The organism is Frischella perrara (assembly GCF_000807275.1).
Lineage (GTDB): Bacteria > Pseudomonadota > Gammaproteobacteria > Enterobacterales > Orbaceae > Frischella > Frischella perrara.
This window is the reverse complement of sequence record NZ_CP009056.1, coordinates 2,103,560-2,119,872: the sequence shown is the minus strand read 5'-3', so window position 1 is coordinate 2,119,872 and position 16,313 is coordinate 2,103,560. Positions and strand designations below refer to the sequence as shown.

Sequence of the window (16,313 nt, the reverse complement as noted above, 5' to 3'; positions counted from 1 at the left end):
TTAACTGGATGGTCTTTAATCAGAGAAACTACAGATGACAGAACTAAAAAACAACTCAATAAAACCAGATAATTTGGTAGAAATTCATGATATGTCATTTTATCGTGGTGCTAGACCAATTTATAAAAATATGAATTTAACCGTACCAAAAGGAAAAGTAACTGCTATTATGGGGCCTTCAGGTATAGGTAAAACAACATTATTAAAATTGATTGGTGGCCAGCTAAAACCACAATCAGGAACAATATTATTTGATGGTGAAAATATTCCCTCATTATCGCGTTCAAAACTCTATCAAGTTCGAAAGCGTATGAGTATGCTATTTCAGTCAGGTGCATTATTTACCGATTTGACAGTATTTGAAAATGTCGCTTATCCAATTCGAGAACATCTTGATCTTTCTGAACCGATATTACGTAATTTAGTGTTAATGAAGCTTCAATCTGTAGGTTTACGTGGTGCTGCCGAGTTAATGCCTTCGGAATTATCAGGAGGAATGGCTAGAAGAGCTGCATTAGCACGTGCAATAGCACTAGATCCTGATTTAATCATGTTTGATGAGCCTTTTGCCGGACAAGATCCTATATCCATGGGAGTGATCGTCAAATTAATTGCTGAAATTAATCAATCATTAGGATTGACATGTATTGTAGTGACTCATGATGTAAATGAAGTACTAACTATTGCTGATTACGTTTATATTATTGCTGAAAAACATATTATTGCTGGTGGAACAGCAGAAGAAATTCGACAAAATAATGATCCACGCGTTAAACAGTTTTTAGATGGATTAGCTGATGGACCTGTACCATTCCATTATCCAGCAGAAGATTATAAAACCGATTTAAGTAGAGGTATGAAATAATGTTAAATATTCTTTCTAAGATCGGGCAATGGGGAATTGATTTTGTGGCTATGTTTGGTCGAGCGGGGTTAATGTTATTTGGCGCATTAATTGGTAAGCCTGAGTTCAAGAAACAATTCCCTCTTTTAATTAAACAGTTTTATTTCGTTGGCGTACAATCTTTAACAATTATTATTGTTTCTGGATTATTCATTGGTATGGTACTAGCTTTACAAGGTTACTTTATTTTAACGACTTTTAGTGCCGAAGCCAGTTTAGGAATGTTAGTTGCTTTAGCTTTATTACGTGAATTAGGACCTGTTGTCGCAGGATTACTTTTTGCGGGAAGAGCTGGTTCCGCGCTAACAGCAGAAATTGGATTAATGAAGGCTACAGAACAATTATCTAGCATGGAAATGATGGCGATTGATCCATTAAGACGAATTATAGCACCACGCTTTTGGGCTGGTTTCTTTTGTTTGCCTTTTCTGACAGCAATATTCATCACGGTTGGTATCTTAGGCGGTGCGTTAGTTGGTGTGGAATGGAAGGGGATTGATTCCGGTTTCTTTTGGTCATCAATTCAAAGTAATGTTAATTGGTGGCATGATACATTAAACTGCTTTATTAAAAGTTTTGCTTTTTCTATCGCTGCTAGTTGGATTGCGCTATTTAATGGCTATAATTGTATTCCAACATCTGAAGGTATAAGTAAAGCAACAACTAGTACCGTTGTATATTCATCACTTGTTATTCTTGGGTTAGATTTTATTCTAACTTCATTAATGTTTAGTTAATTGAGGTCAAATAAACATGAGTCGTAAAATCGAAATCATGGTTGGGTTATTTATGGTTATAGTAGTTTGTTCAATACTCTTTTTATGTTTCAGAGTGACTGACGTAACGTCTTATAATCAAAACTCAACCTATCGTGTCTATGCTGTATTTGATAATGTTGGGGGCTTAAAAGCACGTTCACCGATTAAAATAGGCGGAGTAGTGATTGGAAGAATAGCCAATATCACGCTTAAAGATTATAAGCCTTATGTTACTATGGATATTGATGCAAACTATGATCATATTCCAAGTAATAGTAGCTTATCAATTAAAACCTCTGGGTTACTTGGCGAACAATTTATAGCTGTCAGTTTAGGAATAAAAAAGAGTTCCGAACAAGAACTTGATATTGAAGATGCACAGGATCGTGGGGTATCAGTTGATCCGACTGTAGATTTTGAAGAAAAGATTCCAGATTATTTTCAAGAAGGTTTCGTTATACATAATACAAGTCCTGCTATGGTTATTGAAGATTTGATAGGTCAGTTTTTATATAGCGTTGGTCCTTCGAAGAATAATCAATCTAAAACAGAACCGAGTAACCATTAAAAAGAGGTTAATTTCATGTTAAAGAAGTTCATAGTTATTGTTACATTAATATTTGCTCCAATTGTTATGGCTAGCGAAAAAAATTTTGAAGACCCATATCAAAAAACCAAAATAGCGGCTGAGAAAATTTTTAACGCAATTAATCAGCAAAGTGCTCAAATTAAAAGTAACCCTGAAATTTTGAGAGACGTTGTTAAAAGTGACTTATTACCTTATGTTCATGTTAAATATGCAGCTGCATTGTCATTAGGGGATAATTATAAAAATATTAATAAAGATGAGCGTGATGCGTATTTTTCTGCTTTTGAACGTTATCTAATACAAGCATTTGCTCAAGCACTATCTATGTACAATGGACAATCTTATCAAGTAGAATCAGACAAAGATGTCACTGGAAAAAATATCGTTTCAGTACGAGTTCTATTAATCAACCCAGATAAATCTCAACAACCAATAAGATTAGATTTCCAATGGCGTAAGAATACTGCTACCGGTGAATGGCAGGCTTATGATATGGTAGCTGAAGGGGTAAGTATGATTACAACTAAGCAAAGTGAGTGGTCAACAATTGTTAGGCAACAGGGTATTAAATCTTTGATTGCTCAATTACAATCACAAGCAAGTCAAAAAATTGATCCGAATGCTATTCCAAATAAAACTACAGCATCAAAATAATATGTTATTTTAGGGTAAAGGAGTTGTTATGCAAGTAATTACAGTACAGAAACGAGATAATGTATTACATCTTAGTGGCGTATTGGATTGCGATACACTTAATGAACTTTGGCATAACAGGACTGAGCTTTTAAAGGATATTAAAGGTATTGATGTGTCAGCGTTAATTCGGGTTGATTCTGCGGGATTGGCGTTATTAACTTATTTCTGTATTAAGCAAAATGTGAAGCTGCTTGAGATTAATCAGCAGCTCAAAACATTAATTATTCTATATGATCTTGATACATTATTGGTTTAACTAACAGATATATGTAATAATTACTAGCCTCAAGTATTAATAATTTGTTGAAAGATTATATTAAACATAAAACTTGGTTTGAACGGTAAATTGAATATTGCTGATCTAATATTGTTTTAAAAATTTATACAATTAAGCGTTATATAAAAAAATGGATACAAAAGAAATTGAAAATAAATTATTGCAAGAACTTAATTTAGATGAGGTTTTTGCTTTGACTGATGATGGTAGTCACTTTCAAGTGATTGCGGTAGGTGAGATGTTTGCTGAGTTAAGCCGAGTTAAAAAACAACAGGCTGTGTACCGTCCATTATCGGAGTATATTGCGGATAATCGCATTCATGCTCTTTCTATAAAGACCTATACACCTACTGAGTGGCAACGCGAACGAAAACTTATTGGTCTTTAAAGATAATAAGTTAGCTTAGGTATAGAGTAATGCTATTTTATTCAAATTTTACATAAAAAGCCCATGAAAGGGCTTTTTTATATCCATTATTTTTTAAACTAACTTTTATTAACGGCGGTTAGTAAAAACTTTTGCTTTAACTCTTTAAAAGGTAATTTACGACCAATTATAATAAATTTAGATACTTTATCTTGTTCATTTTCCCATTGCTGACCGTAATCAAAGCCCACTACTTTATGAACACCTTGTACGATTAACTTCTGTGATTGATCTTTAATAGCTAACACTCCTTTATAGCGCAGCATATCATTACCATATTGCTCAATTAATGTTTCTGTGAATTCGCCAATTTTTTTCAGGTCTAGTTCACCAGCTTCAAATAGATAACTACAGATTTCATCATTATATGATTTCTGTAAATTATTTGCTGATTTTAAAAGTATTGATTTATCTGTCAATGATCTATCATTTTCAAAAATAAATAATCCATTGTTTAAATGTAGGTCATCATTTAGTTGAAAAGCATTGATATCTAACCATTGTGATTTGGCTATTTGCCCATGTTTTGCTTCTAGGATTGTTGCTTTACGATTGATATTACTAATACGCTTAACAATAATTATTTTTTCATCATCGTTAATGCGATCAGTCTTAGTCAAAATGACTCTATCGGCAAAACCAATTTGTGAAGCAATAACACGATGTTCATTAAGATCATTTATTATATTTTCACAATCTACTAAAGTCACAACGGCATCAAGCTGAATAGTTTCGCGTATAAATTCATCTATAAAAAAGGCCTGTAAAATAGGAGCCGGATCAGCTAACCCTGTTGTTTCAATAATTAAACGATCAAAAGCGATTTCGCCATTTAAACGACGTTGATATAAATGATGTAAAGCTGAGATCAATTCACCTTGTACACTACAACAAATACAACCATTCGTCATCTCAAGGATTTCAATATTTCTATCAGACTTAAGTAATTTACTGTCAATATTAATTGGACCGAATTCATTTTCAATTATCATAATCTTTTCATGTTGATTATGATTTAACAAATGGTTAATAAGCGTTGTTTTACCAGAACCTAAAAAGCCGGTCAAAATAGTAACAGGTAGATAGTTATTCATTATTAAAATTTACCTTAAAGGTTATAAGTAAAAGTTTGAGGTTAACAACATTTAAAACCACCTTTTCCACTATATTTGGCTTCTTGTCGTTCTTTGAAGAATTCCTCATAAGTCATTGGAACTTGTTCAGGATGGGTTAATTTCATATGTTGAACATAAGTATCATAGTCAGGGATACCTATCATCAATTTAGCTGCTTGACCTAAATATTTCCCAGCTTTAGCTAAATTATCAAACATGCTTCATTCCTTTTGTGTTTGTGTTATAGAAATATGAATGCTTTTAAAATTTTCATCATCTAAATTGTTTGTAATATAATTGATAAATAACAACTTAACTATAACAGAAAATTAAAATCTGCTCATAACATTTTTATAATTTTATAAGATTAATAATTACAGATTTGATTATTCCATTTATAATGGCACATTATTGTGAGGTCAGTATACTAAGAGATAATTATTTAATGGATAAGTTTAAAATTATTGGGCCAACCCAACTAAATGGTGAAGTCATTATTTCTGGTGCTAAGAATGCAGCACTTCCTATTTTATTTGCTTCGTTATTAGCAACAGAACCCGTTAAAATTTTGAATGCTCCTAGATTAAAAGATATTGAAACGACCTTAGAATTATTAAAACGTTTAGGTGTCAAGATTGAATATAATGAAAATATTATTCTTGATGCAAGCCAAATTGATGATTTTTGTGCACCTTATGAATTAGTCAAAACGATGAGAGCTTCGATTTGGGCATTAGGACCTTTAGTCGCAAGATTTGGGCAAGGACAAGTCTCTTTACCTGGCGGATGTGCTATTGGTGCTCGTCCCGTTGACTTACATATCTCAGGATTGGAAAAATTAGGCGCCACGATAACTTTAGATGAAGGTTATGTGAAAGCAACCGTAAATGGACGACTCAAGGGGGCACACATTGTAATGGAAAAAGTAAGCGTAGGTGCTACTGTTACCATTATGTGTGCTGCAACGTTAGCAGAAGGTGTAACTGTTATAGAAAATGCAGCCTGTGAACCAGAAATTGCTGACACAGCTAAATTTTTGAATATTCTTGGTGCTAAAATATCTGGCGCCGGAAGTGAAAAAATTATCATTGAAGGTGTTGAAAAATTAGGTGGTGGAGTGCATCAAATTTTGCCTGACCGTATTGAAACAGGAACCTATTTAGTTGCGGCAGCTATTTCAAAAGGTAGTATAGTTTGTCGTAAAACAAATCCGACTATGCTAGAAGCGGTAATTGCTAAATTGATAGAAGCAGGAGCGGAGATAAAAACAGGTGAAGATTGGATAAGTTTAAATATGCAAGATAAACGACCAAAAGCTGTAAATATTTATACAGCACCACATCCAGGTTTCCCAACGGATATGCAAGCTCAATTTACTTTGTTAAACATTATTGCTGAAGGGACGGGTATCATTAAAGAAACTATTTTCGAAAATCGTTTTATGCATGTTCCAGAGTTAATTAGAATGGGAGCAAAAGCGGAAATTGAAGGTAATACACTAATTACACAGGGTGTGGAAAAGTTAACAGGAACTGAAGTAATGGCTACTGATTTACGCGCCTCTGCAAGCCTAGTTTTAGCAGGTTGTATTGCTAATGGCACGACAATTGTTGATCGTATTTATCATATTGATCGTGGTTATGACGCAATTGAGGATAAACTTCGGGTTTTAGGTGCGAAAATTGATAGAATATAATATAAAATGAAATCTTTTATATCTAATGTAATTGCAAATTATCGGCAACAACTGATTAATTTTTTATGCTTGAGTTGTATTCAATCCGTTAATTTAATATCCCCATTAGTTACACTTCCTTTTTTAATAGTTAAATTAGGTATACATAACTATGGTTTAATTGCCTTCGCTCAAACTATAATGATTTATATTTCTACATTTATAAATTTTGGTTTTAATGTTACTGGTACAAAAGAAATCAGTGAGTCAAGACATAATAAAAAATTAACTGATGAGATTGCTTCGGTCATTTATACTATCAAATTTACTATTTATTTAACTACTGTAATATTATTGTTCTGTATCTATTTTATTTTTGGTTACCTTATTGAAGACACAACGCTTTTTTATTTAATTTTATTATATGCCATAGCTACGTTTTATGACGTTTTATTCCCTGTTTGGTATTTTTTAGGTAAAGAGCAGATGCTAAATATCAGCATCACGAACGCTTTATCAAAACTTATTTTTTGTATCTTGATCTTCTTTTTTATTGAAAATGAATCTAATATTTTATTAGTCCCTATTTTACTTATAGGAAGTAATTTGTTTGCTATTTCTTTCCCTTTATTTGTTTTATTTAAAAGAGAACGTTTTAAGTTTTTAATTCCCAATAAGTCCCAAATCTTATCAACAATTAAAGATGCCTTTATTTATTTCATGTCGGATGTGATGGCATTAATAAAAGATCGTACTAATATTATCATTATAAGTTTTTTATCTATGTCTTCTGTAGCTTATTTTGACATTATGCAAAAAATTATTGAATTAGTTCGTAATATTTTTGTTAATTTTAATAATGCATTTTTCCCACTAATAGTAAGAAGTAAAAGAATAAAAGATATAAGAGTTGGAGTTTGGAGCGCCTTTTTTGTTAGTATCTTTTTTTATTTAGTTGTTGTTTCATCATCAAATATTCTTATCTATATCCTTTCTAAAGGGATAATTAATAATGATCTTATAACCTTTAGTATTGCGGCTTTATTTATTGTGACTGCATCAATGAGCTCTGCAATAGGACTATTCATTTTAATACCGAATGGTTTGCAAAATAAATTCCTCTATAATTTATTTTTAGCTACAGTAATATATCTATCTTTAATCGGTATTTTATTTTTATTTAATTCCATTAATTTAAGAACAGTTATAATAGCTTACAATGTTAGTGTTTTCCTTGAGTTATGCCATAGATTATTTATATGTTACAAATTTAAGCTTATAGGATATTTGTTTAAAAGAGGGATGAATAATAATATTCACTAACCCGCTTATTGAGCTGGTTATTATTACTTTTTCTCTCAATATTCTGACAGAGAAGATTTGTTAACAATTTTCATGTATTTAGTTTATATAAACAAAATACATGAAAAATTCAGCTATTTTAATAAAAAATAAATTTTTAGTTTGAGAAAATATATTGGCATTAATTTATATATTTAGAATATATTATTTATTTTAGAAGTTAGCTTATTAAAGCATAAAGACTATATTATGAGTTGGTAATATAATTAAATAATTATAAAATTATTTAATTATATACTCTTAAACACAATATTTTCTCAAAGGCATTTTATAATGAAGGTAAAAAAAAGAACATTAATTAATTTATTTAACTTATTTTTAATTAGTTTATTATCTCTCATTGTTGCCTTTAAAGGTAATACGCGTGATACAGGATTATATTTTGGTGTTTTTAAAAATATTAATAAATTTAGTTCAAACCCGATTGATTTCTATAAAGAAAGCGGTGTTGAATTTGGATTTGGTATAATCAATCATATTGTTCATTTTTTTACTGATAATTTTACAATATATTCATACATTATATCTTTCATAACTTTTTTATTCATTTATTTATCGACAAATTTATTAAAGATCCGTTTTATAGATGTCTTATTATTCTATTTACCTAATTTATTTATTACTCAACAGCTTATGCAAATTAGACAGGGTCTTGCTAGTGCAATAGTAATAAATGCTGTTATATTACTATACATATATCAGAAAAAAATTAAATGCTCAATATTATTGCTCATTGCTATAAGTATTCACTCGATGTCCATAGCATATTTAACTTTTTTTGTGCCGCAAATCAAAAAATATGTTTTAAATCAAAAATATCTTTTGATTAGGTTAATATTATGGTTTATCTTAATTTTTATTTTATGTCGAATAGTGATGCAGTTTTCATTATTACAAAATATTAGCTCAAGAATTAATGATTATTCAGTTACTGAATTTGCTTCATCAAGAAGTTTTTTTGAATTAGCGAATATCCGAGCAATGATTTATTTTATTTTATTTGCTTTAACAGCTAAATATATTAAAAATGATTCTTATTTAACATTGCTGTACATTTATTCAACAAGTTTAGCCTTAAGATTAGGCTTTTACGATTTTTATATTCTTAGTGGAAGATTAGGTATTGCTTTTGGATATAGTGAAATTTTCTTATTGGCTATTTCATTAAAATTCGTCACTAAGAAATTATTTTATTTTGTTGCCCTTTTTTATTTGATAATTCATTGCTATCTAACATTAAATTTCCAAGTACCTTATATGGTACAAGATTATTTTAGCTCAGGTTATCTGGAATAATAATATGAAAAAAATCATTTTTATTGTAAATTCTTTAAAACATCGTGCTGGTATTGAACGTGTAGTTTCTCTTTTAGCTAATGAATTAAGTCATTATTATGAAATTGAGATAATTAATCGTAATACTTCTTTTAATCAATGTGCTTTTCCATTGAATGAAAATGTAAAAGTTAAAGTGATATCAGGAATCCTACCAACATTTTTCTTTTCAGTAAAAGAATATCTTAGCATGACAAAGCCAGATATTATTATTATTCATAATATGGGAAGACTTAGTTTATTAATGTCATTGTTACCTAAAAGATATAATTTGTGGTCTTTTGAGCATGTATCAAGAGAAAGTAGACCTAAATGGATTAATTGGCTGGGGAAAATACTTTATAAACGATTTGATCAAATCATAACATTGACTCATGGAGATAAAATAGAATATGAAAAATTAGATTGTAATGTCGATGTTGTCTTTAACCCAACGCCATATGAATTAGTAGATAATTATAATGTGGCAAGTAAATCAATAATAGCTGCTGGTAGATTAACTCATCAAAAGGGGTTTGATTTATTAATTAGTGCATGGGCTTTGATTGCGAATAAATATCCTGATTGGAGATTAGATATTTATGGTGAAGGAATTGATAAGCAAAAATTAAAGGATCAAATTGATAAAGCAAATATGAATAATATTCACCTTTTAGGTTCCACCATCGATATGGAAAATGTATATAAAAATGCCTCTTTTTTTGTTATGAGCTCTAGGTATGAAGGTTTTGGAATGGTATTAATTGAAGCACAAACTTTCGCGTTACCTACTATTTCATTTGATTGTCCATATGGTCCAAATGAAATTATAACTAATAATGAAAATGGTTATTTAGTGGAAAATGGTAATATTGAACAATTGGCAGCATCCATAGAATCCTTAATTCTTTCTGAATCAAAAAGAATTAGTATGTCTAAAAAAGCAATTGAATCAGCAAAAAGATTTTCTAAAAAGAACGCCACAACAAAATGGCGATGTTTATTAAAATAGCCAATTATATGATTACACATAACCTAAATATAAGAGAGCTAAACATGAACTTATCAGTTTTAATGTCTGTATGTTATAAAGAGATTTCTTCATATTTGAATCAATCTTTTGAAAAGCAGTTATTTGAAAAATAGGATATTTTAAATAATGGTATTATTATCAGTTATTATTCCTGTTTATAATGCAGGAAATTTTCTTTCTGATTGTTTTAATTCTCTGCTAGAACAATCTATAAAATCGCGAAAAATCGAAATTATCATAATTAATGATGGTTCTTTAGATAATAGTGAGCAAATTATTGAACAATTTCGAGTTGATCTGAGTAAAGATTATTTGGTTAAAATTTATTCACAAAACAATCAAGGGATTGCGAAAACAAGAAATAAAGGACTTGATTTGGCATCTGGGGAATATATAGCTTTTTTAGATTCTGATGATATGTTATCAACAGAATATTTTGAAAAAATATTAAATATTATTGAGAAAAATAATTCCATAGATTTAATAGAAATAAATGCTTATAAATTTCAAAATATTAACGATAAAAAATTATTTCAGTGTCATTTTCATGGTTCTGGCGAAATTTTACTTACAAATAACGCCAAAAAATCATCATTAGAAGCGCTTAAGTGGTTTGCATGGTCAAAAGTAATAAAAAAAGCTTATTATATTGATAATTATTTTCCTGAAGTAAAATCCTATGAAGATCAACTATTATATCCCTTAATATTTATCAAATGTAAAAAAATTTGGGCGATACAAGAGCCTTTATATTATTATCGACAAAATCAAAGTAGTTTAACACATAATATAAAACTGTCTCATTTAGAAGACTTTTATGGTGTATTTAAACAACAATTATCTGATTTGGATGCATCAAATGAATTACTTATTTTAAATTCATTTTATAACTTGTTTGTTTATCGTTATTTATTATTTGAATTTTATCCTCCTCATCAAGCCTATGCTTCCTTTAAAGAAGCAAAGAGATGTTTTTTTAGATATATTAACAAAAATAAAATGTTATTTCTTATTAAGAAATATAAAATTAGAAAAAAAGTTATTCTATTGTTTTTTTTCCCTTATATATCAGTAATATATAAATATCTTTTTTTTATTCTAAAAAATTTGACAAGATAGAATTAGAATTCCAACATATAGTATATCTAAAAATACAAGAGAATCAGCGAATAGATTTTCTTGAATGAACATCTAACAAAATGGCAACGACTATTAAAATAGTCAATTAAATGGACTCATAACCTAAATATAAGGGAGATAAAGATGAACTTTTCAGTTTTAATGTCTGTGTATTATAAAGAGAATCCTTTACATTTGAATCAATCTTTACTCAGTATTTGGGATGAACAAATTCTAAAACCTAATGAAATTGTTTTAGTAGAAGATGGCCCATTAAATGACGGATTATATGATGTTATTGAACAGTGGCAAAACAAAATACCAAGTATTTTGAAGAGGATAAAATTAGATAAGAATTTAGGAACAGGTAAGGCAAAGAATGTAGGTTTAAAACATTGTAGCCATAGTTATATTGCCATTATGGATTCGGACGATATATCGCTACCCGAACGTTTTCAAAAACAAATATCATGTCTTAAAGAAAATCCTCAGTTAGCTATACTTGGAAGTCAAATGTCAGAATTTATTGATAATATTGAAAATGTTGTTGCAATACGAGAAGTGCCCACGGAACATTCTGATATTATTAAATTTTCAAAATATCGTTCTCCATTTAATAATCAATCAATTATTTATAGAAAAGATATGATTGAGAATGTCGGTGGTTATCAGCATCACTTATTTATGGAAGATTATAATTTATTTTTGAGAGTGATTTCAAAAGGAACGGAAGTTAAGAACTTACCAGATAATTTAGTAATGGCGAGAGTAGGTAATGATTTGTATCGTCGTCGTAGGGGTATACAATATATCAAAAGCGAGTGGCAATTAGCAAAACTTAAAAGTTCGTTAAAAATTCAGAATAAACCAGCCATTTATAGTTTATTTTTATTCCGTTCGTTGCCAAGATTATTACCGGGTAATTTATTGAGACCAATATACTATTTCTTAAGAAAATGAATATTTTCAGTATCATATTTTTATATTACAGCATATTATATGGTTCAACAATTTAAAAGAATATAAAACTTATGAAAGCTAAAAAATCGTGGTTCATTAAATCTAACCGTTTTATTAAACGATTATTTGATATTTTCTTGGCATTTTTCTTATTGGTTTTATTATCACCTCTATTTGTTTATTTATTTTTTAGAATCTCTAAAGATGGAGGTTCCGCTGTTTATGGACATACTCGGGTTGGCATGGAAGGAAGGACATTTAAATGTTATAAATTTCGTTCAATGGTGAATAATTCCCAAGAAGTGTTAGAACATTTATTAGCAACTGACCCAGTAGCTAAAGCTGAATGGGAAAAAGATTTTAAATTAAAGAATGATCCAAGGATAACTCCAATTGGTCATTTCATACGGAAAACCAGTATTGATGAATTACCTCAACTATGGAATGTTCTTAAAGGTGATATGAGTTTCGTGGGACCTCGTCCTGTCACTGAAGTAGAACTCCAACGTTATCGTCAGTATGTTAGATATTACCTTGCTGTACGCCCAGGTATTACAGGATTATGGCAAGTTAGTGGAAGAAATGATACGACATATAATGAAAGAATAAGATTAGATACAAAGTATGTTATTAGTTGGACTCTGCTGAAAGATATTCAAATATTATTTAAGACGGTCTTGGTCGTTCTATTTAGAAAAGGAGCTTATTAATTTTATTAGAGGTGATTACTATGGTTAAAGCACTCGTTTTACTATCACAAGGTTGTGAAGAAACAGAAGCAGTCACAACAATTGATTTATTAACAAGAGCAGGTATTGATGTAACTTATGCTAGTATTACAGAAGAACGGGAAATAAAGTGTTCGCGAGGAGTAGTAATTTTGACCCAAAAGACATTTTCACAAGTAAAAGAATTGTCTTTTGATGTCGTTATATTACCTGGTGGTTTAATCGGAGCTGAAAATTTTCGAGATTCTGTAGATGTAATTGAAAAGTTGAAAAGAACGCATGCTGAAGGCAATATTGTTGCAGCTATCTGTGCTAGTCCTGCTTTGGTTTTACAGTATCATAATCTTTTCCCTGAAGCAGAAATGACAGGTTATCCAAGTAGAAAACAAATTTTCAAAAATTGGAAAGATGAGCGTGTTTTTTATGATGAAACTCATAAAGTTCTCACAAGTCAGGGACCCGCAACATCAATAGATTTTGCTCTTAAAATTATTGCAGTTTTAGTAGGACAAGCCAAAGCTCAAGAAGTTGCGAAAGATTTGATATTACCTCTCGGTATCAATGATTATTCGCATTAAAGAATAAAATCCAAAACAATATTGATGATATAAAATATTAGTGGATCTACGTTATCCACTACCAAAATTTATACACCTATCATACCCACAAAATAGATTTCTTAAAAAATTAATGTTAATAATTAAATTTCAGGTTGATTTGTACCTTAAACTGTTATTGACTTATTTTTGCAATTAAGAATAATTATCATTTACAAAAGCATATGATATCTATTCTTATTTGGTAAAATAATGAAAAACGTACCCTCCTTATCCTATCTTATCATCAGCATGGGATTAATATCTTGTCCAGTCATGGCGGAACAAAATGAAATTCAGGAAACAATGTCAGAGCAATCTGATAAAGAAGAAAATGATGTTAAAGATGTACTAGTTATTCAGGCATCAATTGATGATATATCAAAACCTGAAGTTATTACTTCCGAGGAGATTAGAACTGGTACCATAGGCAATGGTAATGTGACTGATCTACTGAAAACACTACCAGCAGTGCAAATGTCGAATGGTGGTATGAGTGGTAATCAACAGGGTGAAATTAAGCCGAATAAAATCACTATTCGTGGTGCGAATAGTTATCAAAATAATTTTATGCTTGATGGTATAAGCTTCAATAATGATTTTGATCCATCAAGTGATGGGAATGGTGTGACGAGCACTACTATTGAATCAAGTGAACAAGGTTTTTATATAGATAGCCGATTAATTGATAATATTAAAGTCTATGATAACAATATTCCTGTTGAGTACGGTAACTTCACTGGTGGAGTGGTAGATATTACCAGCAAGCGTTGGCGCTATAATAATGGGGGAAGTATATTTTTTAGTTCGACACGTTCAGCATGGAATAAAGTCTATTATGATCATCGTGTTGATTTTAATACTGCCAACAATGATAGCAGCCGACCAAGTCGTTTTCAGCCACATTATAAAAAAGAGAGTTTTGGTGGATGGTTTGAAGCAGGTATAACGGATACCTTAGGGATTGTTTTTTCCGCTTCACATCGTGAGTCAGATATATCAGCTGTAAAATTTATGGGGTTATCACCTAGCCTTAATAAAAATAATGATATCGTTATCACGAATAAACCTTATCAAGGTTTTAAAAATCAAACTCGTGATTCCAATAATTTTTCTGGCAAGTTAAGTTGGTACATGACAGAGAATACTAATGCTGATTTATCTATTAACTATTCTAAACATGAAGATTATTCATTTTCACCTAAAGAAGATAATTCGGGTACTCAAACCGATCATAGTGGTATAGGTGGTATGTTTGAATTAACGACTAATTTTGATTTTGCTGAATTATCGTTAAATGCAGGTTATCAACAATTACAAGATAAGCGTAAAAGCGACCAAAATTTCTTTATTGGTTTTAATGATTATTCACAATATCCAAATAAAACTTACAATTCCGGAGGGGTTGGAGACTTAAAAACAACCCAAAAAAATACAAATTTTAAAACTAAACTACAATTTAGACCAATTCAATTTGGTGCAACACTACATGAACCTAAAGTAGGTTTTGAATATGGTAAGACCAAAGGAATTTATGAGCGAGATAAAGATTATTATCGCTACAATTTTTACTATTTTAATATGCAACCGTATATGAATGACTATTGGTCTACTTCGGTTTTTGAGGCAGGGCACCATTCAGCAAGTTACACGAATTATGCAGCTTATCTAGACGATACGATTAAATACCAACGACTCACCATTAGACTAGGTATACGCTTAGACTATGATGATTTCGTCAAAGAGGCAAATTTTGCTCCTCGTATTACCACATCTTATGATTTATTAGGTAATGGTCAAACCAATATTATAGCAGGATATAGCCGCTATTATGGGCGTAATATGCTGATATATGCGCTTTATGGCGCACAAAATGCAGGATTAAGACATTGTTCTGGTTTTATGGATGTTGAGGAATGTGCACCAGGAACACAAATTGATGATAGTTGGGAACATCAAACAGATTTTGAAGGTTTAAATTCACTATCAACCCCATATAGTGACGAATTTAGTTTTGGGTTAGAGCAAACATTATTTAATACTTTATGGAAATTCCAATATGTTCATCGGGATGGTCACAATGAAGTAGTCAGTCGACCAAAAGCAAATAATTCGGTTATTAAAATCTTTGATAACTCGGGTAAAAGTTCACATGATAGTTTTTCAATCAGTGTGAGTAATCCTGAACCCTGGCTGTTAGGTAATACAGAAAATACCATTATTAGTTCGATAATTTGGGAAAAAAATAAAAGTAATAAACCTAAAAATGGCTATGCTAGTTATGATCCTTCTGGAAGAATAAATAAGGATTACGTTTATTATAATGGTAAAGTCATAAAAGCATCAAAACTACCAGCTACTGATTTTAATCTTCCTTTGCGCTTTAATTTTGAATTAAGAACTCAAATTCCAGACTGGGATCTTTCAGTTTATAATATTTTTGAATGGCATGGGCGTCGCTATCAAGCAGCTAGATATGACAATGAATATCATAACGATAGTCAACATGGTCAATTAGCACGCTATACTCGTGAAGATTTTGCGAGTACTTTCCGTTGGGATATGAAAGTCTCATGGGCACCTTCTTTTGCTTATGGTGGTAGTGTTTCACTTGAAGTTGATAATGTATTGAACAAAAAGAATATAACCGATCGTTATTCTTATTATAACTCAACTAGAGATATGGTTATTCTTAATTCATATGATGTTGGTAGACAATTCTGGCTACAACTCAACTATGATTTTTGATTATTTTGAGAT

At 30.4% G+C, this 16,313-nt stretch carries 16 protein-coding genes and 1 pseudogene; 15 read left to right on the top strand and 2 right to left on the bottom strand.

What is annotated here, in order from left to right; all coding sequences use genetic code 11:
- Positions 1–34: 34 nt before the first annotated feature.
- From mlaF to ibaG, 6 genes are all read left to right on the top strand, one after another.
- Entirely contained in the window at positions 35–865 is an 831-nt protein-coding gene (gene mlaF, locus FPB0191_RS09195; RefSeq protein ID WP_039105538.1) for a phospholipid ABC transporter ATP-binding protein MlaF, read from the top strand.
- Entirely contained in the window at positions 865–1,641 is a 777-nt protein-coding gene (gene mlaE / locus FPB0191_RS09190) for a lipid asymmetry maintenance ABC transporter permease subunit MlaE (RefSeq protein WP_211305620.1), read from the top strand. Before mlaF ends, mlaE begins: the two co-directional genes overlap by 1 nt.
- Before the next feature lie 16 nt (positions 1,642–1,657).
- The gene (gene mlaD, locus FPB0191_RS09185) at positions 1,658–2,230 is read left to right on the top strand and encodes an outer membrane lipid asymmetry maintenance protein MlaD (RefSeq protein WP_039105535.1); all 573 of its coding nucleotides are present in this window, start codon (positions 1,658–1,660) and stop codon (positions 2,228–2,230) included.
- 15 nt (positions 2,231–2,245) lie between these two features.
- Complete coding sequence (mlaC, locus tag FPB0191_RS09180) at positions 2,246–2,905, top strand: phospholipid-binding protein MlaC (protein WP_039105534.1); 660 nt, start codon at positions 2,246–2,248, stop codon at positions 2,903–2,905.
- A gap of 28 nt (positions 2,906–2,933) precedes the next feature.
- Positions 2,934–3,203 (top strand): STAS domain-containing protein, encoded by a 270-nt coding sequence (locus FPB0191_RS09175; RefSeq protein ID WP_039105533.1) that lies wholly within the window; start codon positions 2,934–2,936, stop codon positions 3,201–3,203.
- Positions 3,204–3,354: 151 nt separating this feature from the next.
- Complete coding sequence (gene ibaG / locus FPB0191_RS09170; protein ID WP_039105531.1) at positions 3,355–3,612, top strand: BolA family iron metabolism protein IbaG; 258 nt, start codon at positions 3,355–3,357, stop codon at positions 3,610–3,612.
- A gap of 98 nt (positions 3,613–3,710) precedes the next feature.
- Here ibaG and FPB0191_RS09165 read toward each other — a convergent pair whose 3' ends face one another.
- Together FPB0191_RS09165 and FPB0191_RS09160 are read right to left on the bottom strand one after the other, a co-directional pair.
- Positions 3,711–4,745: a CobW family GTP-binding protein gene (locus FPB0191_RS09165; protein WP_039105530.1), complete on the bottom strand. Its 1,035-nt coding sequence runs from the start codon at positions 4,743–4,745 to the stop codon at positions 3,711–3,713.
- A 41-nt stretch (positions 4,746–4,786) separates the two neighbouring features.
- Positions 4,787–4,984, bottom strand: a complete 198-nt coding sequence (locus FPB0191_RS09160) for a YbdD/YjiX family protein (RefSeq protein WP_039105528.1) — start codon at positions 4,982–4,984, stop codon at positions 4,787–4,789.
- A gap of 227 nt (positions 4,985–5,211) precedes the next feature.
- Here FPB0191_RS09160 and murA point away from each other — a divergent pair, with 227 nt between their 5' ends.
- The 9 genes and pseudogenes from murA to FPB0191_RS09115 all read left to right on the top strand — a co-directional run bounded on the left by murA (position 5,212) and on the right by FPB0191_RS09115 (position 16,301).
- Complete coding sequence (gene murA, locus FPB0191_RS09155; protein WP_039105526.1) at positions 5,212–6,462, top strand: UDP-N-acetylglucosamine 1-carboxyvinyltransferase; 1,251 nt, start codon at positions 5,212–5,214, stop codon at positions 6,460–6,462.
- A gap of 6 nt (positions 6,463–6,468) precedes the next feature.
- Complete coding sequence (locus FPB0191_RS09150) at positions 6,469–7,764, top strand: oligosaccharide flippase family protein (protein ID WP_039105524.1); 1,296 nt, start codon at positions 6,469–6,471, stop codon at positions 7,762–7,764.
- Positions 7,765–8,076: 312 nt separating this feature from the next.
- Positions 8,077–9,099 carry an EpsG family protein gene (locus FPB0191_RS09145; protein WP_039105522.1) on the top strand — a complete coding sequence of 341 codons (1,023 nt, stop codon included), beginning with the start codon at positions 8,077–8,079 and terminating at the stop codon, positions 9,097–9,099.
- A gap of 4 nt (positions 9,100–9,103) precedes the next feature.
- The gene (locus tag FPB0191_RS09140) at positions 9,104–10,129 is read left to right on the top strand and encodes a glycosyltransferase family 4 protein (RefSeq protein WP_039105520.1); all 1,026 of its coding nucleotides are present in this window, start codon (positions 9,104–9,106) and stop codon (positions 10,127–10,129) included.
- A 147-nt stretch (positions 10,130–10,276) separates the two neighbouring features.
- Positions 10,277–11,269: a glycosyltransferase gene (locus FPB0191_RS09135; RefSeq protein ID WP_039105518.1), complete on the top strand. Its 993-nt coding sequence runs from the start codon at positions 10,277–10,279 to the stop codon at positions 11,267–11,269.
- A 144-nt stretch (positions 11,270–11,413) separates the two neighbouring features.
- Positions 11,414–12,229, top strand: a complete 816-nt coding sequence (locus tag FPB0191_RS09130; RefSeq protein WP_039105515.1) for a glycosyltransferase — start codon at positions 11,414–11,416, stop codon at positions 12,227–12,229.
- Positions 12,230–12,291: 62 nt separating this feature from the next.
- Positions 12,292–12,939, top strand: a pseudogene (locus FPB0191_RS09125) (sugar transferase); the annotation flags it as partial.
- A 20-nt stretch (positions 12,940–12,959) separates the two neighbouring features.
- Positions 12,960–13,535: a DJ-1 family glyoxalase III gene (locus FPB0191_RS09120; RefSeq protein ID WP_039105514.1), complete on the top strand. Its 576-nt coding sequence runs from the start codon at positions 12,960–12,962 to the stop codon at positions 13,533–13,535.
- A 231-nt stretch (positions 13,536–13,766) separates the two neighbouring features.
- Positions 13,767–16,301 (top strand): TonB-dependent receptor plug domain-containing protein, encoded by a 2,535-nt coding sequence (locus tag FPB0191_RS09115; protein ID WP_110021830.1) that lies wholly within the window; start codon positions 13,767–13,769, stop codon positions 16,299–16,301.
- Positions 16,302–16,313 lie beyond the last annotated feature (12 nt).

Bases quoted from the DNA above. Each gene is read 5' to 3' on its own strand.
- mlaF (WP_039105538.1), top strand. From the start codon at position 35: ATGACAGAACTAAAAAACAACTCAATAAAACCAGATAATTTGGTAGAA.
- mlaE (WP_211305620.1), top strand. From the start codon at position 865: ATGTTAAATATTCTTTCTAAGATCGGGCAATGGGGAATTGATTTTGTG.
- mlaD (WP_039105535.1), top strand. From the start codon at position 1,658: ATGAGTCGTAAAATCGAAATCATGGTTGGGTTATTTATGGTTATAGTA.
- mlaC (WP_039105534.1), top strand. From the start codon at position 2,246: ATGTTAAAGAAGTTCATAGTTATTGTTACATTAATATTTGCTCCAATT.
- FPB0191_RS09175 (WP_039105533.1), top strand. From the start codon at position 2,934: ATGCAAGTAATTACAGTACAGAAACGAGATAATGTATTACATCTTAGT.
- ibaG (WP_039105531.1), top strand. From the start codon at position 3,355: ATGGATACAAAAGAAATTGAAAATAAATTATTGCAAGAACTTAATTTA.
- FPB0191_RS09165 (WP_039105530.1), bottom strand. From the start codon at position 4,745: ATGAATAACTATCTACCTGTTACTATTTTGACCGGCTTTTTAGGTTCT.
- FPB0191_RS09160 (WP_039105528.1), bottom strand. From the start codon at position 4,984: ATGTTTGATAATTTAGCTAAAGCTGGGAAATATTTAGGTCAAGCAGCT.
- murA (WP_039105526.1), top strand. From the start codon at position 5,212: ATGGATAAGTTTAAAATTATTGGGCCAACCCAACTAAATGGTGAAGTC.
- FPB0191_RS09150 (WP_039105524.1), top strand. From the start codon at position 6,469: ATGAAATCTTTTATATCTAATGTAATTGCAAATTATCGGCAACAACTG.
- FPB0191_RS09145 (WP_039105522.1), top strand. From the start codon at position 8,077: ATGAAGGTAAAAAAAAGAACATTAATTAATTTATTTAACTTATTTTTA.
- FPB0191_RS09140 (WP_039105520.1), top strand. From the start codon at position 9,104: ATGAAAAAAATCATTTTTATTGTAAATTCTTTAAAACATCGTGCTGGT.
- FPB0191_RS09135 (WP_039105518.1), top strand. From the start codon at position 10,277: ATGGTATTATTATCAGTTATTATTCCTGTTTATAATGCAGGAAATTTT.
- FPB0191_RS09130 (WP_039105515.1), top strand. From the start codon at position 11,414: ATGAACTTTTCAGTTTTAATGTCTGTGTATTATAAAGAGAATCCTTTA.
- FPB0191_RS09120 (WP_039105514.1), top strand. From the start codon at position 12,960: ATGGTTAAAGCACTCGTTTTACTATCACAAGGTTGTGAAGAAACAGAA.
- FPB0191_RS09115 (WP_110021830.1), top strand. From the start codon at position 13,767: ATGAAAAACGTACCCTCCTTATCCTATCTTATCATCAGCATGGGATTA.